The organism is Virgibacillus chiguensis (assembly GCF_900129865.1).
Taxonomy (GTDB): domain Bacteria; phylum Bacillota; class Bacilli; order Bacillales; family Amphibacillaceae; genus Virgibacillus; species Virgibacillus chiguensis.
The window spans coordinates 256,210-278,119 of the sequence record NZ_FQXD01000001.1; the positions used below are offsets into that span (position 1 = coordinate 256,210).

The window sequence follows — 21,910 nt, forward strand, 5'->3', positions numbered from 1 at the left end:
GAATTCCTTCTTTTCATGTTTACTTCGGTTTTTCGCCTGTAATCTGCTCATACATTTCTTGAAAATCCGTGTTATTAGAGTCTAATTGATAAGCTCTTTTTATGAAATCTTTTGCTTCCTTTATATTACCTTGCTGGTAATATAGTAAAGCAAGGTTATAATGTGCTTCTGGAAAACTATTGTCTAGTTGAACACTCTGTTTCAAATCATCCATAGCTAAATTTTTCTGATTTAATTCAATGTACGCATAGGAACGATGGAATAAAATAGCTGCTTTCCATTGCTCCTCCCCTTCAGTATTGCGTATCGCTTTACTGGCCTCTGTAACAACTTGTTCATATTTTTCTTCTTGAACTAATTCTTCAATGTGCATGACATAATACATTGGCGAGTTCATGTTGTTTGTTATGCCGTATTGTATTATTCCATATGCAAGCGCTAAGTAGACAAGCACTGCACTAAGCTGCTTCCATCTTTCTTTTTGTTTCGGCAAATGAACAATTCCAGAAGCAATAAAACCTGCTACTAGACCACCAAGGTGAGCACCATTGTCAATAGCTGGAATAGAAAAACCAAACACAATATTTATTCCAATTAACAACAATACATTACTTCCAATAGTTTGAAAGAAAACCCTCCTATGATGAAGCCCAAAAAATAATAACGCTCCAAATAATCCAAATAGAGCACCGGATGCACCTGCGGCAATATTGGCTGAAAAAGCAAAGCTTGCTATTCCACCTCCTATTCCAGCCAGAAAATAAATAATTAAAAATCGAATGGAACCATATATACGTTCTACTAATGTACCTAAATAATAAACAGCAATCATATTCATTACTAAATGTAACAAACCAATATGTAAAAACATGGAGCTAATAATCCTCCACCATTCCCCATTTTCAATAATAGCTGGATTATATTTAGCACCAAATTGTTTTAGTGTTTCGATATTTTCACTCCCACCGTTCCATTCTAACAGCAGAAATAAACTAACACATAGAGCTAAAATGATATATGTTAACCTTGGTTTTCCAAAAGAAAATAACTCTTTCTTTTCTTTTTGATCATCCAAAATTCGTTTCCTTAAATAATGCTTATAAGTAGCTATTTTCTCTTCTTTTACTGTTTCCTCGAGACTATCATCCAATTCTAGAGCAGAAATCTCTGCCTCTTTTTCTAACCTGTCTTTTTCTTCTTCAAATTGTGAATTAGAGAGGTAATATATTTTCATCATAATTGCTTGTTTTTCATTTAATTTCATTGGTTGCTTTAAAAACTCCCATGAGTCTACAGGAGTGAATTCTGATATGTATATATTATGTATTTGAATGGTTTTAGCTCTTAAAAGTTTTTTCATGGCTTTTACTTTTTGAAATACGACGGCTATATCTTTTTTTAAATAGTTTTTCCAGTCAAAGCCTTGATTGATAAATCGTAATACTTTTGAATCTTTCCCAACTTTCTTTTCTAACCATATCTCATTCCCTTGTTCGTTTACATAAAGAACATTATACGCTTCACGAGAAACAATTTGATAAGCCATATTGTACATCGTATACTGTTCATCTAAATACATTATCACATCTCCCCTTGTTTTCTATATTTCTATAACACTTTCTATTTTACACAATAGGAAAGTATATTATTTTTATAAATTATAGTGTATAAGCAAAACGACGGCGTTTTATCCCTATAAAAGCTTGGTAATAGCCCAGTTCTAAAAAAATTTACCTTCTCTAACTGTAAAATTGAACATATGGGGCTACAAGTTCATAGTCTTTAGCCCCATTAATGTTAAAGCTGTAAAGGAACTATTATACATTCGTATTTGTTTGCGACATTTTCGATTTAAAAAGACTTCGGATGGAAGGAGAACTCATAGATAACTGTACAGCAAATTTGCGTAAAAATCCAATTGCTAAAACCATATTCAAAATGCGATAACGCCATTTATAAACGAAAGCGGACGCAGCAACAAGACCTATAATTAAAACAATAGTACGCATGTGAACACCTCTTTATGATTGATGTTCTTAGTTATGATCCTCACTGGATATTTTTATGCAAGGATTAGAAAACTTGGCTTGTCGGCAAATCTTACGGCTAAAACATTAGTGCTTCTTCCCATTAGAAAGTATATAGATAAAATGAAGCACTTTAGCTAACTTAACGTACTAAACCTTCTTCTGTTATTAAATGCTGAACGGGTAAATCAAATATGTTTTTCGGTATTGATGGTACAAGTTGGCTACTGTGTAATATAGAAACAGTTTGATTGAGAAACCCTGCTAAAAAACGGTCATAATAGCCGCCACCAAATCCTATACGATAACCATCTGGATCAAAAACAATACCTGGCACAAGCAACAAATCAATGGTACCCGGAGCAATATACACGGTTTCACTTGGAATAGGCTCTAAAAGATGATAGTATACTTCATCTAGTTGTTTGAAGGTTTGAAACTTATAAAAATCCATCGTTTTAAATTTTGGGTCACACTTTGGGGCACATATCTTTTTACCTTGCCGCCAAGCTTGGTTAATTAATTCATAAGTATCCCATTCAAATCCTTTCGAGATAGTAATACCGATTGTAGTAGCATTTTCCCAAAATGTCGAGGTCACTAGGTGTCGATGTAATTGGTGGTTTATATCCCCTTTTTGCTCTGGGGTTAGTTGTTTTAAAGCATAAATAGTGGCATTTCGGAGTTGGTCTTTTTTCAAGAAGCTCGCCCCCTTTTTCAAATAAATAATAATAATAGAACCTTTATCTACAAGATAAAGGTTCTATTATTATCGTTATTTTGTTTCACGATGTAGAGTGTGTTTTTTTAGACGTGGGCTGTATTTCATAAGCTCTAAACGCTCAGGATTAGTTCGTTTATTTTTAGTAGAAATGTAATTACGATCTCCTGTTTCTGTACAAGCTAAAGTAATGTTTACGCGCATCATTTATCCCTCCAAACTTTAACAAATTGTTGCCTCGCTAGCAATAATTTCATTTCAGACTTATTTATAATACCAAATGTTAGCCGTTCTAGCAAGAATTTAAATACATAAGCATCAATTTGTCATTTTTAATCGAATCAGATTTGGCCAATGGGTTATATGGTTGCATAGCTGTTGTATTTCTCCAATATCAAAAAAAATAATCAAATTGTAATGGCATTTCGACAGCATTTTATGTTATAACTAGTAGTGAGTAGAAGGAGGGGAGCAGATGATATATGCAATTATTACCATTATTGCAGTCGGAATCGTTTTACTTGCTATTTCCTTTTTCATGAATGATCGAATCGAGCAGGTTGAAAGTCAATTAGAACAATTCTCCATTACAACGATGCAAGATACATATCAAATGAAAAAGAAAATGAAGATTCTGGAAGAAGAACTATTAACAGAGGACTTCACAGACACTCGTATAGAAAATAAATCTTAAAGGGAGGAGGACAAGATGAAACAACCTATACGTCTTTTTGGTATTGGTCTCCTAACAGCTGGAATAATTATGTTAGGGGTTTATTTTATTACAAATGGGAGCACTCAAACAGCAGATAGCTTATCCGACAAGGAGCTAGTAGCTTTAGTAGAGGATAAAGGTTATCATGTGCTAACAAATTCAGAATATGTTGCTGTTTCTGTGGATGAAGCTAAAACAACTGCTGCAAAAAATGAAGAACAACCAGAAACAAAAGCTAAATCTACAGAAGAAGATTCCAAAAATAAGGAAGAAAATGACAAACCGAAAAGTGACCAAGATTCAAAAAAAGATGAAGGTCAAAAGGAAGAAAAGGATAAGCAAAAGAAAGATGAAAAGAAAGAAAAGGATAAGAAAACATACACATTAAAAATTGAAGAGGGAAAACCCTCTTCCGATATAAGTGAAAAACTAGAAAAGAATGGAATTATCGATGAAGCATCGAAATTCAATGACTATCTAGAAGATAATGATTACAGTAAAAAGGTACAACTTGGAGAATTTAAAGTATCTAGCGATATGAGTCTGTACGAAATCGCTGAAGCCATTACAAGATAAACGAAGAAGCAGGTAAATCTGCTTCTTCGTTTTTTCTTCTTGTACAGGAAAATATACATGATGTTCTTGTGGGGAACGAAATAATCAAATAATGGTCCAGTTCTTCGCTCACTTTATCTCCATTCATTCATCCCATTCTCCATGTCGCTAAACCGACCTTACGCATTTGTTCAAACATGCTTATTAGTTTAAGTTATAATTTTCCCCTTTAATCAAATATAAAATACTTTCGCCGATATTGGTTATATGATCACCAAATCGCTCTAAATATCTGGAGCATAGAGATATTTGCATAATGTATTGGATCTTATCTGGGTTTGTTGCCGTCTCGCCTAATAATTCACTTAAAATAAGCTTATTTTCTTTATCTACAGCGTCATCCATTTCTGCTAATTGTCCAGCGAGTTTACCATCTTCTTCTGTAAAAGCTGTTATGGCTGTGTGTAGCATGTTCACTAATGTATCTTGCATCGCTTTTAAACGGGTTGGAATAGGTACTTCCCTACTTTCTCCTAACCTAATTGTAGACCTCGCAATATTTCTTGCATTATCTGCCATCCGCTCTAAATCAGCGACAATTTTAATGGCTGTTATTAAACGACGCAAATCTGTTGCAACGGGGTTTTGTTTAGCTATTAACAGCACTACTTTATCATTAATTTCTAAGTCTTTTTTATCAATTACTTTATCGCCTTCAATAACTTGTTCAGCCAAGCCAATATCTTGATTGAATAATGCCCGAACAGCATTATCCAATGCTTTCTCGGTTAAATTAGCTAATTCAACAATTTCTTGATCTATTTCTCTCAGTTCTTTGTCAAACTGCCCTCTCGTCTGCATACAATACCTCCTTTTTATTCACGTGCTACCATCATAGCAAAACAGTATGTACTTAATATTGATGCACCGTTAATTTTTTGTAAATTTTAAGTTAATACGTTCCCTTCATCAATCGTTCCATATAAAGTGAATTTATAATTGGCGGGCGTATTCTTCGTCCCCCCTGATTGTTAGTAGCCCAAGGGTAATAACTAGGGTCCTCTGAACGAATTGGGATTTAAGTGCTGTTATCTTCCAAATTGTTCAGACCACACCTCTTATTCATAAAATGGAAGAATCTAACAGAACTTTATATTCGAGATAAAATACCTTTGCACAAGTAGATAACGCCAGTCTACTAAATACGAGCCTTTTTTAGCTCACAAAAAAACGTACAGAAATATATCTGTACGTCTTTTTCTATTCATCTTCTTGTTCTTTGTCATCATTGTTGTTACCTTTTTGCGCATTAAAATATGCATCCATTATTTTAAAGCCAATTTCATAGTTAATTCGATAATCGTTTCCTAGTCCTACATTCGGAACCATTACCGCAAAAGCAATTTCTGGATCATCATAAGGTGCATAACCTATTAAGGAAAGGTTCTCTGTTTCAGCAACCAACTCACCATCTTCATAGATCTCATTTTGTGCTGTACCTGATTTCCCTGCCGGTTTATAATCCTTGGTCCCCCCCATCGCCACCGTTCCACCATCTTGGAAAGCTTGACGAAATCCTTCTTGTACACGTTCAATGTAGGACTGTTTCATTTCAATTTGGTTTAATACTTTTGTATTTTCGCTACGATATACACTGCCTAATTGCTTACCTGATCTACTCGGCTCACGTATTTCCTTTAAGAAATGTGGTTTGGTCCGGTAGCCGTTATTAGCAATTGTGGAGACATATTGCGCTAGCTGCATCGTTGTATACGTATCATACTGCCCAATAGCCTGGTCCATTAAAAGACCTGCACTAGATATCCCAGGGCCCTCATATCCGATACTTTCATACGGGAAATCAATACCCGTACTGACCCCTAGTCCAAACTGTTGAAAGTAATTGCGCATTTCTTGCCAAGCTGCTGGGTCAAACGAAGCCTTTGAATTGTTAGGGAATGGGTATCGATTTTCGCCTCCCATTTTTAACGCAATGTAAAACATATACACGTTGGATGATTTTTTCAACGCTGTAATGTCATTTACAGATCCTAATCTATTATTATAAGAACCTTTTTGTGGCGTTCCTTTGATTTTTATCGGTAGATCATAAAATGTGTGACCAGGAGATATGACACCTGACTCTAAACCAGCTAGTACTGTCGCTCCTTTTACAACTGATCCTGGACGGTGTGCATCATAAAGTGTTTTAATCGTTGCATCCTTATAGTCATTACCGTCTCTTGTTTGACCGCTTATTGCCAATATTTCCCCCGTTTTAGGGTTCATCGCTACTGCTAGCGCATCTTTTAAATACCTGTTCTCATAAGGATGTTTTTGAACTGCAGTTTTCAACTCTTTTCGTACAATTTTATCGACTTTTTCTTGAAAATCGATATCCATAGTTAACACTAGATCTTTTCCACGTCTACCTTCCACTACGGTATTGCTATCCACTACATCCCCAGACTTTGTGGTTGTATATTGAATTTGTTCTTTACGACCACGAAGTACATCTTCATAATATTCTTCTAAACCGCTTTTACCTACACGATCATTCCTGCTGTATCCTTTCGTTAGAAAGTTCTCTTTTTTATCCGCAGGTATCCCTTGTTCTTGCGATGTTATCGATCCAAGCAAACTTCTCATTGTATCATTAAATGGGTAGTCTCTATTCCAATCTGTAGTCGCATTAATACCAGGAAGTTCCGCTAAATGCTCAGAAACTTGAGCATATTCTTCCGCAGTGACATCTTTGTTTTTTACAATTTGCGGCGTTAGTGAATAAGCTTTATCTAACTCCGTTTTAATTGCAATTACTTCTAATTCTTGTTTAGAAAAACCAGATATTTCCTCTTCTGTAATTCTGTCTAAAATAGTGTTGTATTGTTCCGCATTGTCTAATTCAGCAGCTTCTTCTTTTTTTAAACGTTTATCTGCCGCTTTTTTATTTTTTAAGTACCAGTATTCCTTTTTATTGCGCTCTGTTACACCATCACTATCCATAGAAATGTACTTAGCAAGATCTTCTGCTACTTCTAAGCGATCTTCCGCTTGTACACCTTTGGGCGGGGTGTACGTAATGGAATAGAGTGGTTTATTATCGACAATGACTTGATGGTTGCTATCATAAATCTTTCCCCTAGGGACAGGAACCTTCGTTGTATCTTTTACCGTACGCTCAATTTCTTCTTGAAATTCCTCTCCGTTTAATATTTGCACAACTCCCAACTGCAATATTAGCCCTGCAAACATTAGAAAGACGATAAAAAACAATAAGTTTATACGAAAGGGAAGTTGCGCTTTTTTCTTCTTTTTGTTCATTGTTTCTCCCCCAAAATGTACATGTTTATTAAGCAATATTCATTATATCATTTTCATGCCATATATTTCACCTATTTTTCAATTTTTAAAGTCACTCATTCAATATTAGAAAACTTGCCTTATTCAGCAAATGTGGTGACAGTGAGAAAAATACTTTTTTAGGACAATTCAATTCACTAACGATTTTTTTCATTTGTAAACTGATCTTTTATAAAAACTTGTTTTTCCATATTACTTTCCAAGTAAATTTTTTTCACAAACAAATAAATAAAAATGTGCCCAGCGCCAAAAAGAGCCAATAAATATGGAATAATTATTTCAGCTTTTAAAAGGGTTATCGCTAGTAAAAAAACAGAAATGGATGTCACCCGACCAATATTCACAAATAGCTCACGTACAACAATGTATTCTACACGATATTCCTTCGCCTTCCAAGCTTTCCCAATAACATCATATGTTAAGGAAACATATGGAATCATAATAATAGGATAGGCAATCCCGATAAATACAGCATAAATTAATAATTGTGCGTAGCTAATGTCAAAAATAATTAAAGCGATGGCAAAGTATAAGATTAGACTGCCAAGTAAGATTGATTTTTTACGCATAGAGGGCTTAATAAATTTTGTTCCAATAAAATAAAATACGAGTGAAAGACCAGAGAAAACTAAATTAAACATCCCTAATGCAAACTCACTTTGGGTAATTAAAAACACCCAAATCGCAATAATAAACGCAAATATTCCTTCGCGAAGCCCTTGAAAGATGTGGGCATTTTGAATTCTTTTCCAGTTTTTGTTATGATAACGCTCGCTTAAGACACGGCGAAAATAAAAATCGCCTTCTGCTTTTCGCGGCTTTAAAAAAAAACTAATGACTACAGCGCAAATGAACATGATAAAAGACATAGTAAATATAATGGTATAGCCAATATTTGCTTCCATTCTAGCGATAATAAAACCTGCTAACAAAGGACCTACCATACCACTAAATGATTGTAATACTCCTAAAAAACCATTAAAAAAATCTCTTGTATCTGGTTCAGTAATTTCAAAAGTCAATACATTAAATGCTAACCAATAGAACCCATACCCTATACCGAGTAAACCACCTAAAAGAAAGTTAAAATAGGAAGCTTTATCACCTATTAAAAGAACATTTAAAAAGAATAAAGATAGAAAAATCACTCCTAGCCGTAACACAATTACTCTGTCTACTTTTTTAGCTAATCTTCCCGCAATAATAAAGGTAATGGGTTGAAAAATGTAAATAGCTAAATTATATACAGCGATTGTTACATAATCTCCCGACTGCTTCCATAGGTAAATGTTTACAAACGTATTGGACAAAAATAGCCCTAATGAATATAAACCGCCAATAACAAGCAAAAAGATAAAATCTTTATTCATATTTGTATTACCAGGATAAAAAAAGCGGCTTTTCTGCATGTCTGATTCCCCTTTTTATTCTTACTACTAGTTTGAGCAAATAAGGGACAGATATACAAATACCCATGGATTACAAAAATAGCAGCCTAACAAGCAAAATAGAAGTATTATTCCAATGGAAAGATTTCGTTGACGTAAACGTGGCTCATTATAATGTGATTTTACTATCGGTCGTTAACGGTGGTTATAAGGTCTCCTCCCCCATTTTTTAAATAGCTCATGCCATAGGCTAAATGTCTGTAAGTGCAATTAGAAAAATGTGGCTTTCGTCAAGTCTTATGACGAAAGCTGCTATAGACCTTTAAACTCTTATGCTTTCCTATAGCGATACAAAAGCTAGTTTCCCATTTGGCAACGTAGCGAATGGAACGAGGTAACGGAGATAAAGGAATTACGACGAGGTGACAAAATGACCGATGATAACTTATCGCCGGGCTGACAATTCGGTTATTGCGTTTCTACTAGAAACTCATCATGAAAAAAAGCATGTGAATTCACACATGCTTTTTTTAACTATTTTTACTTTGCTTCGTTATAGTTTTTAGCTACTTCATCCCAATTAACAACATTCCAAATGGATGAAAGATATTCAGGGCGTCTGTTTTGATATTTTAGGTAATATGCATGTTCCCAAACATCTACACCAAAAATTGGCATTTTACCTTCCATTAATGGAGAGTCTTGGTTCGGAGTACTCATAATTTCAAGGTTTCCGTTATGGAGGACTAACCAAGCCCAGCCTGATCCAAAGCGGCCAGCTGCCGCGCTCTCAAATTGCTCTTTGAACTTGTCAAAGCTACCAAACGTTTCATCTATTTTTGTAGCAAGTTCACCAGTCGGTTCGCCGCCACCGTTTGGTGAAAGAACCTTCCAGAAAAGACTGTGGTTAGCATGTCCACCACCATTATTTCTAACTGCTGTACGAATACTTTCTGGTACAGCATCTAAATCGCTAATCAAAACTTGTAATGATTTGTTTTGAAGCTCAGCATGCCCTTCCAAAGCACTATTTAATTTAGTAACATACGTGTTATGGTGCTTCGTATGGTGAATGTTCATAGTCTCCTTGTCAATTGTAGGCTCGAGTGCGTCATAAGCATATGGTAGTTCAGGTAATTCAAATGTAGCCATTAATACTTCCTCCTCATATCCATTTTGTTTTAAAAGGATCGAATATTCACCCTTTAATTCAAAGGGTATCAAAGCTTTCAAGCAGTTGCAAATTATATGCATTTATTTACCATATGTACATTATAAGAAAAACTTGATATGACTATATTAATAAAAAAATCTTTTCTATCGTATAAAATAAAACACAAAAAAACAAGCCAGTGCTTGTTCAAAGATGGTGGCTCGGGACGGAATCGAACCGCCGACACAGGGATTTTCAGTCCCTTGCTCTACCGACTGAGCTACCGAGCCAACATATTAAATTGTTTTGCTTGCCTATTGGTTATGTATGGAGGAGGTAGAGGGATTCGAACCCCCGCGGGCTGTTACACCCCTGTCGGTTTTCAAGACCGATCCCTTCAGCCAGACTTGGGTATACCTCCAAACCAGTAAATAATGGTGGACCCTGCAGGACTCGAACCTGCGACCGATCGGTTATGAGCCGATAGCTCTAACCAACTGAGCTAAGGGTCCTTTTCTTTCATTATGGGGCGACCGGTGGGGATCGAACCCACGTATGCCGGAGCCACAATCCGGTGCGTTTACCACTTCGCCACGACCGCCGTACGTATTTAAATAAAAGTGGCGGCGGAGGGGATCGAACCCCCGACCTCACGGGTATGAACCGTACGCTCTCGCCAGCTGAGCTACACCGCCAAATTGGCTCCACAGGTAGGATTCGAACCTACGACCGATCGGTTAACAGCCGATTGCTCTACCACTGAGCTACTGTGGAACAGAAAGGCTATAACGTTGTTACTTATTATAGCGACAAGATATAATTTACCACTTTCGACAAGTTTTGTCAATCTTTTTTTAAAAGATTTTTATTTCTTTTAAAAACGATGTATATGTAATAATCACATCTCTTAAAACGACAATATTAACTATAGCATTATTTGGATATAAATGCAATACTAAAACCAAAGTTCAAATATTCTATTTTTATGTGTTGAAGTATATACCCTATGGATGAATATACGACATAAAAAGCACCGCAATCCCCCTCACTTCAGAAAGTTCGGTGCCCCTGTTTTTGACCAAATGCCAGACAATAAGTATTCATCATTTAAAAATCTTTAAATCACAACATCAGCAATATTAAAACCATGGATGCACATAAGCCTCGATCTTAACTAAGATCAAGGCTGTTTAAAAAAGCTATTCTCCTAAAACGTCTTCTGCGATATTAACTGCATGATCCCCAATTCGTTCTAAATTACTAAGGATATCTACAAACACAATACCACCAGAACCGCTACAGGTACCTTCATTCATACGTATAATATGGCGTTTGCGGAAATTCCTTTCCATCTTATCTATTTGATCTTCTTTTTGTATTACAGAAAGGGCTTCTTCTCGATTCATATTTTCCAACGATTCAACCGCCTGTTTTACGGTAGATATAGTTAATTCAAACATTTCATTTAAATCTTCTTTTGCACCATCTGTTAGGTGTACTTTATTGGAAATTTTATAGTCAATAAGTTCAACAATGTTTTCAAAATGATCGCCAATTCGTTCCACATCTCGTACGGAATCCAATAATGTTGAATGTTTAGCACTTTCCAACTCTGAGAGCGATTCTTTCGACAAACTTATCAAATAATTTGTTATTTTTCGATCTAAATTATTAAGGGCGCCTTCAATTTGCATCGCCATTTCAGCATGTTTTATTAAATGTGTATTTAAATATTTATTGGTTTCTTCCAAACCTTTATAAGCATACTCCCCCATGCGCACAAGCTCTGATTTTGCTTGATCTAATGCTAATGAAGAAGATTGCTGTATAAAAATGGGATCCAAATGTTGCGGTTTATATTCAATAATCGAGTCTTCCCCAGGAACCATTTTCGTTACTATCCAAGCCAAAGCACCAATAAATGGAAATTGCATAATGGTATTCGTTATATTAAAGCTTCCATGAGCAAAGGCTATGGTCATTTCTGGACTTAGTGCAAATTGATCCTGTAAAAAACTAGCAAAGACTGTAAATAAATCAAGAATGATTAGAAATACGGACGCTCCAATAAGGTTAAAAATAACATGCGTTAACGCAGCACGCTTTGCTGCAACTGTTGCTCCTAGTGAAGCTAAGATAGCAGTAATTGTTGTGCCTAAATTATCTCCAAACAATACAGGAATCGCAGCTTTTAAATCCATAGCTCCTTCAGAAAATAATCCTTGTAATATTCCAATTGTTGCACTAGAGCTTTGGACAATTAAAGTAAATACAGTACCAATAACAACTCCTAGAATCGGGGTATCACTCATGCTTAATGTTAATTCTTGAAAAGCTTCTAAGCTACGTAAAGGTTTCATTCCATTACTCATTAACTCTAAACCAAAGAACAAAGCACCAAAGCCGAACACAGCTTGTCCAACCGCATTTGTTTTTTGGTTTTTAAAGAAAAATATCAGGAAACAACCCACAGCAATAATTGGTAAAGCATAGGCTCCTATGTCAATTCCAATAATGAAGGCCGTCACCGTAGTACCAATATTGGCACCCATTATGACGCCAATAGCTTGTCTTAACGTCATAAAGCCAGCATTTACAAGACCTACCGTTAAGACGGTTGTGCCCGAGCTACTCTGTATTAAAATAGTAACGATAATTCCAGCGAGTACACCCATAAACGGATTGCTAGTGAATTTATCTAAAATATCTCGCAATCGATCACCAGCTGATTTTTGAAGCCCTTCTCCCATATATTTAATACCTAAAAGGAAAATACCTAGCCCACCGATAAATTCAAATATAAGTTTTTGAATATCAATTTCCAAAATCTATACCTACCCTTCCATCTTGTTGAATCTTGTCGCACCATAACAATATTAATTATATATAAAGCTTTTGTAAAGGTGTTATAAGTATTCTTAACAGTAAATTTACAATTAGGGCTAACCACTGCTTTTTCAACATGTATACTAGATAAATTAGCATACTTAAAAACTTGGGTTTAATGGGAAAATTTGTAGAAATATGACGAGCTTTGGTTATTGAAGATATCATATTCAATGGACTTAAATGTTAAATGATATAGATGGAAAAATATATGGCTGAAGTTAACGGTTATTTTAATTATTAATGGAGATCCAGCGCCCTTAGGCACTATAGGTAGGTATAAGATATTTGGATTTATAGTATAAGAAAAACAAAGGATGTCGCCAAAAGACTTAGCGACAAGCCAAGTCTTTCTAATACAAAAGTACTATGAATTAATTTATTTTTTCTACTAGTATACGGGTACCATCAACTTGAACAACTTTAATAGCTGTGTCTTTTTCGATCCATTGCCCGTTTGATATCGCACTGTAATCTTTACGATGAATTCGAATTGTACCAACAGGACGTAAATCAGTAAGTGTAATGCCTTCTTCACCTACCAATCGCTCGTATGTTTCATTCATGGAATTATAGCCGGCTTCCTTTGTTAATTGGTCTTTTAACGTGATTTTGTTCCACATTTCTCTTCGTTTAAAAACTTTTAAGAATAAAAGCGACGACCCGCCACCTAGCAATACTCCTAATACAGCATATAACCCTGATGTTAAACTTGGTGCAGGAAGCGCAACAGCTGTAAGCATACTCGCTAAACCAATTGTTGCAAGTGTCCCATCATTTAATAGTTTCCCATCGATAATAATAAGTAATAATCCAACAAAGTAAATAATAAGCATAATAATAATCGAACTTGTTTCAACATATGCTCCAAAATATACAGTAATAAACCCTATCCCTAATAGGCCGAACAGTCCTCGCATATTAACTAACACTTCACCAATAAGGAATAAAGTAGCAAAACCAGTAATGAGAATTCCAATCCATTCCATCTCGAATACAGTCAAAAACGTATCCTCCTCTCCAGTACTCATATAAGTATACGTTTGGGAGTAAATAATGGTTTCATGATAAGGAGTTCATACAATGGATTTTTCCAAAAAACTATTTTCCTTATTTATTTGTATAATGGCTGTATACATCATATATCAGGATATCACACAAGAAAGCCCCCATTCTAGAAAAGAGCTTGATGAAAAGCATAGTGATATGATTTCTACAACGATGTTTCATGTCGTCCCAGTTAAGGTGCAAGCAAATGATACGGTGCTTTCTATTGTCGAACAAATCAATCCTTATTCACAAAATGAGTTGAATGTTAAGCGTATTTTAAACGATTTTAAATTAAGTAATCCTAACACGGACCCTTTTTCCCTTACCCCAGGTAAAATATATTATTTCCCAAAATATAGTGAAACATTATTATATAATGGTTAATCAGTACTTTACATAGATGAAAGGAAGGGGAGCACCCTTCCTTTTAAACAAATGGCAAAATGAATAAAGTGATAAGAATGGAAACTGCGCCAGCTGCAATAGCAATATTTCCTAATGCGTCAGCTCCTCTACTTCTTGACATGAATCCAAGAACAATGCCAGCTACACCAAAGATAATTGGCCAGATAAAGAAAGAAATAATGGATAAAGCAATACCTACCCATCCAAAGGTAGTATTTTCATCCATATCTCCAGTTATTTCTGTATCAGCATCATCTACAGTCATCTCAGCAGCAAATTCCTCATCTCTTGAGCTATCTGGTTCTATACCAACAAAATCTTGGTTTTTACGCTGCTCACCATAATTTGGGGGTTCTTCAACATCCTTCATTCCTCGATTCGGATATTGATCCATTGCATCAGACCTCCTTTTTGTACATTTGAGGTACACGCTTAGCTTATGATTTTTCTGTAATTTTACAGATGTTATTAACTGGAAACATGTGACGAAAAAAATTTGCATGGACGAGTTGAATTTGAAAGAGGTAAAACATATAGTACGGTAGGACATATTGAAAAGGGAGATAGTAGAATGGCAAATTTTATTAAAGATATGGTTCAAAAAAAATTAAAACAATTATCTACTCAAGAATTAATTCATTATGGAAAACAATACGGATTTACACTAAAGCAACAAGAAGCCGAACAGATAACGGCATACTTAAAGCAACATCCTGTAGATCCATTTGATGCAGAAGGACGAAAACAAATGTTTCAACAACTAGCACGCATCACTGACCCCGCAACAGCAAAAAAAGCACAAAAATTATTCAATGAATTAATTCACTCTTATGGATTAGGTTACTTGTTTGAATAGCATCGAAGTTTTGGTTGAAAGTGACAAGGATATAAAAGCAACGTACAAATTCCCTGTAACAATTCTAAAGTCCTGTAGCAAGCAAACGCTATTTCCAGCAACACAGCACATTAAAACCTTTGCTGCACAGGACTATTTGTAATAAAGTTTAGTTCCTAAGCAAGATAAGAAAATCTAATTAAACTGCACAAATTAGGAATGAGCGCTATTCTTAGAAGCTAACTTGTTTTTCTCTTTTTTTACACTATAAAAAGGTATACCATTTTAAGCTTATCGTCTGAACAAAAGGAAGAATTTTTTTGCCATGGCGACTTGGTGATAAGCTAAGTCTTTCTATAACTGCTAACTATCAAAGGAGGTAAAAGAGTTACTCACTAGTACAAGATATATGTCATTGTGCGATAATTTTTTCTTTTAGTTTACTGTCAAATTGATTGGATTTGATCATTTCTATCTCCAAACGATATGGAGGCTTTTTATTTTTTTTGTCTTCTCCTACATACGGTGTCTCTAAAATTTTAGGCAAATCCATCAATTGCGGATGATGAATAATAGATGATAAAGCATCAAAACCAATATAGCCAAAACCAATATTCTCATGCCGATCTTTATGTGCTCCCACTTCATTTTTACTATCATTTATATGCATAACTTTTATACGGTTGACTCCAATTATTTTATCAAATTGATATAATACGCCATCAAAATCATTTACGATGTCATATCCAGCATCATGTACGTGACACGTATCAAAGCAGACAGATAGTTTTTCATTATGAGTTACTCCATCGATAATTTGAGCTAATTCATCAAAACTTCCTCCTATTTCAGATCCCTTACCCGCCATTGTTTCAAGAGCTATTTGTACATTCTTATCCTTTTCTAGAACTTCATTCAATCCTTTAATTATTTGCTTAATACCTGCATCAGGACCCGCTCCAACATGGGCTCCAGGATGAAGAACAATTTGTTTTGCTCCGATTGCATCTGTTCGATCGATTTCACTCCTTAAAAAATCTACACCTAACTGAAATGTTTGTGGTTTTGTAGAATTGCCTATATTAATAATGTATGGAGCATGAACTACAATCTCTTCTATACCATGCTCTTTCATATGAGCCTTCCCAGCTTCAATATTCAATTCTTCAATTGGTTTCCTTCGCGTATTTTGCGGCGCGCCGGTATAAATCATAAATGTATTAGCCCCATAAGAAACCGCTTCTTCTGAAGAGCCTTGCAACATTTTCTTTCCGCTCATGGACACATGTGACCCTATTTTCAACATGACATTCACCTCTCCAAATGAAATCTATTTCTTATTATACTTGGTTTTAGATAACCGTTTTTTAATCATCTCTTTTTCCCGTTTCATTTTTTTCTTATATCCAGGCTTTACTTTATGCGCTTTTTTTACTCTTTTCCACGCTTCTTTATCCATATCAGTGCCCTGTTTTGTACGAAGCACACGTTGATTCCAAGGTTTTGCAGACTGCCACTCCCCATTACGAACGTCTACATACATAAAATCTAAACCTTTTTCTTCTAGCTTTTTAATGAGCGGCAAATCATCAGATTGATAAATGCTGATTGCTGTTCCTTCCATACCTGCACGCGCAGTTCTGCCAACACGATGAATATAAAAATCCTCTTCTTTCGGTAGCTGTGCATTAATTACGTGACTAACTCCTTTAATGTCAATGCCACGGGCAGCGAGATCCGTAGCTACAATATATTGGTAGCGTAAGTTTTGAATTTCTTTTAATACACGCTTACGTTCACGAGGAGATAAACCGCCATGAATGAGCCCCACTTCCATCCCCTTCTCTTGTAGAGAGACTGCTAACTCATTCGCTTTTTCTTTTCCATTTGTAAAAATAATCGCTAAATATGGCTGAATAACCTTTGAAATCTCAGCAATAATCGATGCTTCATTTCTATGTTTTAAATAGATTAGTCGATGCTCCATCTTTTCTGGATAAATGTCATCGGAAATTTTTACATGTACTGGCTGTTGCAAATATTTCTTTAAAAAATAAGACAATGGTTGTGGGATTGTTGCGGAAAAAACCAAAATTTGAACCTTAGGATGAGAGCGAACGAGTAACTGATCCACTTCTTGAATAAAACCTAAATCCAACATTAAATCCGCTTCATCGATAACAAAACTATTCGCAGTGTAAATAGATATTGCGTTCTCCTTTATCATATCTAATATTCTTCCAGGTGTTCCAACAACAATTTTAGGAGGTCGCTTTAATTTTTCCATCATTTTCTGTTTATCAGTACCGCCAACCAATAGCTTTGCTGTCCAAATTTCGTTTTTATCCGCATAGCGAGTGATTTGCTTCACTTCATTATATAACTGTGTTGCAAGCTCCCTCGTTGGAGCTGTTATCACAACTTGTACCTGCTGTTTGTTCTCATCGATCGCATTTAGCAACGGCAATAGAAACGCATGCGTTTTGCCTGAACCTGTTTTTGATTGGCCAACTACACTCTTACCCTCTAAAACTGCTGGAATAACCTGTTTTTGAATTGCTGTTGGTTCGTGAAAATCTAAATGTTTAATTACTTGCTCCATAACGGGAGCAAAAGAAAAGTCTTGAAATGTATGATTCATGCATATACTCCTTTCCATTTCTAAATATGATATTATGCATATTGAAATGGATCTGTATTCGTTGTTGATACTATAATTTCAACATTTTCCCCATTAAGGCTAGTTGCCAAGTATTCTTGTACAGAAGCTTTCATCACGCTTTCCGCATAGTGACCGACATCAATTATTGCTAACCCCATTTCCTGAGCGTCTTGTGCTTGATGAAATGTCATGTCGCCTGTTATAAAAACGTCTGCCCCTTTTTTCTTAGCTTGATGAATAAACTTTTCCCCACTTCCGCCAAGAACGGCCACAGTTTTCACTTGCTTATCCATTTTTCCCGTAACGCGTACGCAATCCAATTCTAAATTTGTTTTTACTTGCTCACAGAAATCGGATAATTGCGTAGGATTTATTAGTTCGCCTATCCTGCCAAGACCATATATTTCCCCTTTATTTCTTAATGGATATACATCGTATGCTGGCTCTTCGTATGGATGGGATTGACGAATTGCAGTTAATGCAGAAGATAGCTTGCTTTCTTCCATAATAGATTCTAGTTTCACTTCCTCTACCTTTTCTAATTCGTTCACACTTCCAATATATGGATTTGTTCCGTCTAGCGGCTTGAATGTTCCTTGTCCTTTTGTTTGAAAGGTGCAATGACTGTAATTACCAATATGCCCTACACCAGCATCACTAATCGCATTTCTTACTTCTTCAATATGGGTTTTAGGAACATAAACAACCAGCTTGAGTAATTGTCCTGCTTCTTTCTCAACTAGAACATGTGTATTTTCTATCCCAATTATTTTACATAATACATCGTTAACGCCATTTTGTGCTATATCTAAATTAGTATGTGCTGCATATACGGTAATATCATTGGTCAATAATTTTTGTAAAATACGCCCTATTGATGTGTTTGTATTAATTTTCTGTACAGGTTTAAATAATAAAGGGTGATGAGCAACAATAACATCTACGTTTTTTTCAATTGCCTCATCAACAACTGCTTCTACCACATCTAGCGTAACCATTATTTTACTTACTGATTTGTTGTAACTACCAACTTGCAAACCAACTGGATCCCAGTCATATGCGAACGTCTTTGGAGCCAGTTGCTCTATAACCTGAAACACATCACTAGTAGTAAGTTCCTGTTTCATTACTTAATACCTCCTTCATCCATCTCCACTCTTTTGTGAATTGCTCTTGTTTCTTTTGGTCTACTTGCTTCGCTTGTTTTAACTGCTGTAACACGTGTTCTAACTTATGAGCTTCTTCGTTCCACTTTTTATAAAATGCATGTGGTTTACTACGCAATAATATGGGACCAAACAATAAATCTTTTTCATCTAATTGTTTATTATCTAGAGTATCTAACCGCTTTGCATGAATAATCTCATAACAATGCCCATTCTCTTCTATTATATCTTCATCAGTAATCGTAAATCCATGATGAACCATCCATTTCCGAACAGCTCTTGCATCTACATTTGGTTGAGCAATAACCTGCTCTACCGAGGCGAGCTTCGTTTTTCCACTCTCCAAAATATCATGAATTAATGAACCTCCCATACCAGCAATCACCAGTTGGTTTACTTCTTCGGCTTCAATAACCTCCAACCCATTACCAAGTCGAACATCAATTTGCTGTTCTAAATCGCATGCCTTTACGGTTTCTACGGCCCTTTGAAATGGACCTACATTTACTTCTCCAGCAACAGCAATTGCTGTTGGATCTTTTTGACAAACATAGCACGGTAAATAAGCATGATCAGATCCAATATCTGCAAATTTAGCTCCTGCAGGCAGAAAAGAAGCTACTAACTTTAGTCGTTTTGAAATCTTAGCCTTCACGTTCTATCCTCCAATTTCCATGTAATACTACAGATTAGAAAACGTAGTCTTTCATATCGTTTTCTTATACTGCAACTCTTAAAACAATGATTTTCTATAACTTCTTTTAAATATAGGCAGTACATATACTTCATTTTACACAAATATAATCACTTTAAAAATAGATAAAGAAAAGCTTTCTGTTTTAAACCAGAAAGCTTTTCCCTAGCTCATTTTATCAAAGGCTATTTCTTTTCAGCTAACCACTCTGCTAACACTTTTGCTTCAGATTCTGTGGCTAAACCTGGAGGCATTTGTCCTTTTCCGTTAATAATTATATTTTGAATCTCATCTTTTGATAATTTGCTACCTACCTGGGTTAAGTCTGGCCCCATTCCCCCAGATAAGTCACCACCATGGCAATTTGCACAGTTTGCTTCGTAAATTGCTTCAGGGTCATCCGTTGTTTCCCCTTCTTGGCTTTCCTCAGCCTTTTCCCCACCGCCTTCTTCGGCTTGTTGGATATCATCTCGTTGGCCTATCCCTACAAATGATATCACAATGATTGTCAGTATCCCTATTATTGCAATTAAAGCAAAAGGGATAACAGGGTTCCTTTTCATTGCGCTTCCTCCTTATGTAATCCCCATTTGTTATTGGTTTTGCTCAAAAAAGATAATCTTTTTTGAACGAATACATAGTAACACTTAAAGACTATATTCATTTTACTTGAAAAATACATTTCTTTAAAGTGTTTCGCTAAGAAATTTTATAAAATCATATATTAATGAGTGAAAATGAGAAGAAAAGAGAAGTCATTTCTAATAAAGGATGAATAGAATCTGCTTACGCATAGAATTTTCTATAATATCTGATGATAACAACCAAAAATAATTTATAAGAAAATCTTGATAAAACAATAGTTATTAAGAAATGAACAAAGCTTTTCTTGGTTACAATTGCTAGCTAATAACTACTTTTAAAAAAGGAAACAAAAGTGCTAGTTGCAAAAATATCTGAAATTGCGTACAATAAAATACAAGAACCGAAAACGGTAACATAATACATTATTTTTATATTTGGTTCTACATTTTTAGATGGACAGCAATAATAAGAAGTCAAAATATTCAGCGGGTAGCGTAATCAGCTAATAATATAGCACGTCATTAGGCAACGAAGATCATTGCCTAATGACAATACTTTATTGGTCTAGAAAATCTTTTAATCGCTTGCTTCTGCTAGGGTGTCTTAATTTACGTAAAGCTTTTGCTTCAATTTGACGAATTCTTTCACGGGTTACCCCAAAAACTTTGCCAACTTCTTCTAAAGTTCTAGTACGACCGTCATCTAAACCGAAGCGTAACCTAAGAACATTTTCTTCTCGGTCTGTTAGTGTGTCTAGTACATCTTCAAGTTGCTCTTTGAGCAGCTCATAGGACGCATGATCAGAAGGCGAGACAGCCTCTTGATCTTCAATAAAATCACCTAAATGTGAGTCATCTTCCTCGCCAATAGGGGTTTCTAATGAGACTGGTTCCTGAGCAATTTTTAAAATATCTCGTACTTTATCTGGAGAAAGTTCCATTTCTTCTCCGATTTCTTCAGGTGTTGGCTCCCTACCTAAGTCTTGTAACAATTGTCTTTGGACGCGAATTAATTTATTGATTGTCTCAACCATATGCACTGGAATTCGAATAGTTCTAGCTTGATCAGCTATCGCTCTTGTAATTGCTTGCCTTATCCACCATGTAGCATAGGTACTAAATTTAAATCCTTTTTCGTGATCAAATTTTTCCACAGCTTTAATAAGTCCCATGTTTCCTTCTTGAATTAAGTCTAAAAACAACATACCGCGTCCTACATAACGCTTTGCGATGCTGACAACTAAACGAAGATTCGCTTCAGCAAGACGTCGCTTAGCTTCTTCGTCTCCTTGTTCTATCCTTGTTGCTAAATCAATTTCTTCAGCTGCTGACAATAAATCAACACGGCCAATTTCCTTCAAATACATACGTACAGGATCATTTATTTTAATACCTAGTGGTACACTAAGGTCGTTTAGATTGAATTCTTCTTCTTTTGCAATTTGTTGCATCGTAGGGTCTTCTTCTGATTCACCAATTACTTCAACCCCCTGATCTCCTAGGTACTCATAAAATTCATCCATATGATCAGACTCTATTGTAAAATTAGATAATTTATCGGCAATTTCTTCGTATGCAAGAACACCACGTTTTTTACCAATTTCAACCAGTTGATCCTTAGCTTGTTCTAAAGTTTGCTCAAGTTCATTTTCCTTCGTTTGCGAAGGTTTATTTTCAGCCATGAGTCCCCCTCCTTCCAGAGTTAC

The 21,910-nt window shown here is 35.5% G+C and carries 21 protein-coding genes and 6 tRNA genes; 4 read left to right on the top strand and 23 right to left on the bottom strand.

Going from position 1 to position 21,910, the window contains the following annotated elements:
- Positions 1 to 19: 19 nt before the first annotated feature.
- From BUB45_RS01340 to rpmG, 4 genes are all read right to left on the bottom strand, one after another.
- Positions 20 to 1,579: a rhomboid family intramembrane serine protease gene (locus tag BUB45_RS01340; protein WP_073004413.1), complete on the bottom strand. Its 1,560-nt coding sequence runs from the start codon at positions 1,577 to 1,579 to the stop codon at positions 20 to 22.
- 238 nt (positions 1,580 to 1,817) lie between these two features.
- On the bottom strand, positions 1,818 to 2,009 hold the full coding sequence (locus BUB45_RS01345) for a hypothetical protein (RefSeq protein WP_073004415.1): 192 nt from the start codon (positions 2,007 to 2,009) through the stop codon (positions 1,818 to 1,820).
- Between the two features lie 160 nt (positions 2,010 to 2,169).
- Complete coding sequence (locus BUB45_RS01350; RefSeq protein WP_073004417.1) at positions 2,170 to 2,727, bottom strand: 5-formyltetrahydrofolate cyclo-ligase; 558 nt, start codon at positions 2,725 to 2,727, stop codon at positions 2,170 to 2,172.
- Positions 2,728 to 2,802: 75 nt separating this feature from the next.
- Positions 2,803 to 2,952, bottom strand: a complete 150-nt coding sequence (rpmG, locus tag BUB45_RS01355) for a 50S ribosomal protein L33 (RefSeq protein ID WP_010530995.1) — start codon at positions 2,950 to 2,952, stop codon at positions 2,803 to 2,805.
- A gap of 271 nt (positions 2,953 to 3,223) precedes the next feature.
- Between rpmG and BUB45_RS01360 the strand changes: the two genes are divergently transcribed.
- Both BUB45_RS01360 and BUB45_RS01365 read left to right on the top strand, forming a co-directional pair.
- Complete coding sequence (locus tag BUB45_RS01360) at positions 3,224 to 3,442, top strand: hypothetical protein (RefSeq protein WP_073004419.1); 219 nt, start codon at positions 3,224 to 3,226, stop codon at positions 3,440 to 3,442.
- Between the two features lie 15 nt (positions 3,443 to 3,457).
- Positions 3,458 to 4,039, top strand: coding sequence for an endolytic transglycosylase MltG (locus BUB45_RS01365; RefSeq protein WP_073004420.1), 582 nt, complete (start codon positions 3,458 to 3,460; stop codon positions 4,037 to 4,039).
- A gap of 183 nt (positions 4,040 to 4,222) precedes the next feature.
- Here the strand turns inward: BUB45_RS01365 and phoU are convergent, their stop codons facing one another.
- The 12 genes from phoU to BUB45_RS01425 all read right to left on the bottom strand — a co-directional run bounded on the left by phoU (position 4,223) and on the right by BUB45_RS01425 (position 13,812).
- Complete coding sequence (gene phoU, locus BUB45_RS01370) at positions 4,223 to 4,879, bottom strand: phosphate signaling complex protein PhoU (protein WP_073004422.1); 657 nt, start codon at positions 4,877 to 4,879, stop codon at positions 4,223 to 4,225.
- 399 nt (positions 4,880 to 5,278) lie between these two features.
- A complete protein-coding gene (locus tag BUB45_RS01375; protein WP_073004424.1) occupies positions 5,279 to 7,342 on the bottom strand; it encodes a peptidoglycan D,D-transpeptidase FtsI family protein in 2,064 nt (687 codons plus the stop codon).
- 176 nt (positions 7,343 to 7,518) lie between these two features.
- Positions 7,519 to 8,790, bottom strand: coding sequence for an MFS transporter (locus tag BUB45_RS01380; protein WP_073004434.1), 1,272 nt, complete (start codon positions 8,788 to 8,790; stop codon positions 7,519 to 7,521).
- Between the two features lie 519 nt (positions 8,791 to 9,309).
- Complete coding sequence (locus tag BUB45_RS01385) at positions 9,310 to 9,921, bottom strand: superoxide dismutase (RefSeq protein ID WP_073004436.1); 612 nt, start codon at positions 9,919 to 9,921, stop codon at positions 9,310 to 9,312.
- Between the two features lie 215 nt (positions 9,922 to 10,136).
- Positions 10,137 to 10,212 (bottom strand) — tRNA-Phe (locus BUB45_RS01390).
- 38 nt (positions 10,213 to 10,250) lie between these two features.
- A tRNA-Ser gene (locus BUB45_RS01395) sits at positions 10,251 to 10,343 on the bottom strand.
- A 14-nt stretch (positions 10,344 to 10,357) separates the two neighbouring features.
- Positions 10,358 to 10,434 (bottom strand) — tRNA-Ile (locus BUB45_RS01400).
- Positions 10,435 to 10,447: 13 nt separating this feature from the next.
- Positions 10,448 to 10,523, bottom strand: a tRNA-His gene (locus tag BUB45_RS01405).
- Between the two features lie 20 nt (positions 10,524 to 10,543).
- A tRNA-Met gene (locus tag BUB45_RS01410) sits at positions 10,544 to 10,617 on the bottom strand.
- A 4-nt stretch (positions 10,618 to 10,621) separates the two neighbouring features.
- Positions 10,622 to 10,696, bottom strand: a tRNA-Asn gene (locus tag BUB45_RS01415).
- A gap of 425 nt (positions 10,697 to 11,121) precedes the next feature.
- Entirely contained in the window at positions 11,122 to 12,747 is a 1,626-nt protein-coding gene (locus BUB45_RS01420; protein ID WP_073004438.1) for a Na/Pi cotransporter family protein, read from the bottom strand.
- Positions 12,748 to 13,182: 435 nt separating this feature from the next.
- Entirely contained in the window at positions 13,183 to 13,812 is a 630-nt protein-coding gene (locus BUB45_RS01425) for an NfeD family protein (RefSeq protein WP_073004440.1), read from the bottom strand.
- A gap of 79 nt (positions 13,813 to 13,891) precedes the next feature.
- On the opposite strand from BUB45_RS01425, the gene BUB45_RS01430 reads away from it, so the two are divergent.
- Positions 13,892 to 14,242 (top strand): hypothetical protein, encoded by a 351-nt coding sequence (locus BUB45_RS01430; RefSeq protein WP_073004442.1) that lies wholly within the window; start codon positions 13,892 to 13,894, stop codon positions 14,240 to 14,242.
- Positions 14,243 to 14,285: 43 nt separating this feature from the next.
- On the opposite strand, the gene BUB45_RS01435 is transcribed toward BUB45_RS01430, so the two are convergent.
- Complete coding sequence (locus tag BUB45_RS01435) at positions 14,286 to 14,657, bottom strand: hypothetical protein (protein WP_073004443.1); 372 nt, start codon at positions 14,655 to 14,657, stop codon at positions 14,286 to 14,288.
- 177 nt (positions 14,658 to 14,834) lie between these two features.
- Here BUB45_RS01435 and BUB45_RS01440 point away from each other — a divergent pair, with 177 nt between their 5' ends.
- Positions 14,835 to 15,119 carry a DUF2624 domain-containing protein gene (locus BUB45_RS01440; RefSeq protein ID WP_073004445.1) on the top strand — a complete coding sequence of 95 codons (285 nt, stop codon included), beginning with the start codon at positions 14,835 to 14,837 and terminating at the stop codon, positions 15,117 to 15,119.
- Positions 15,120 to 15,510: 391 nt separating this feature from the next.
- Here BUB45_RS01440 and BUB45_RS01445 read toward each other — a convergent pair whose 3' ends face one another.
- The 6 genes from BUB45_RS01445 to rpoD form a co-directional block, all read right to left on the bottom strand.
- Positions 15,511 to 16,404: a deoxyribonuclease IV gene (locus BUB45_RS01445; protein ID WP_073004447.1), complete on the bottom strand. Its 894-nt coding sequence runs from the start codon at positions 16,402 to 16,404 to the stop codon at positions 15,511 to 15,513.
- A 24-nt stretch (positions 16,405 to 16,428) separates the two neighbouring features.
- Entirely contained in the window at positions 16,429 to 17,739 is a 1,311-nt protein-coding gene (locus BUB45_RS01450; RefSeq protein WP_073004449.1) for a DEAD/DEAH box helicase, read from the bottom strand.
- A 32-nt stretch (positions 17,740 to 17,771) separates the two neighbouring features.
- Positions 17,772 to 18,887 carry a Nif3-like dinuclear metal center hexameric protein gene (locus BUB45_RS01455; protein WP_073004451.1) on the bottom strand — a complete coding sequence of 372 codons (1,116 nt, stop codon included), beginning with the start codon at positions 18,885 to 18,887 and terminating at the stop codon, positions 17,772 to 17,774.
- Positions 18,865 to 19,581, bottom strand: coding sequence for a tRNA (adenine(22)-N(1))-methyltransferase (locus tag BUB45_RS01460; protein WP_073004452.1), 717 nt, complete (start codon positions 19,579 to 19,581; stop codon positions 18,865 to 18,867). Before BUB45_RS01460 ends, BUB45_RS01455 begins: the two co-directional genes overlap by 23 nt.
- A gap of 224 nt (positions 19,582 to 19,805) precedes the next feature.
- Positions 19,806 to 20,183 (bottom strand): cytochrome c550, encoded by a 378-nt coding sequence (gene cccA / locus BUB45_RS01465; RefSeq protein WP_073004454.1) that lies wholly within the window; start codon positions 20,181 to 20,183, stop codon positions 19,806 to 19,808.
- 578 nt (positions 20,184 to 20,761) lie between these two features.
- Entirely contained in the window at positions 20,762 to 21,886 is a 1,125-nt protein-coding gene (gene rpoD, locus BUB45_RS01470) for an RNA polymerase sigma factor RpoD (RefSeq protein WP_073004455.1), read from the bottom strand.
- Positions 21,887 to 21,910: the final 24 nt, after the last annotated feature.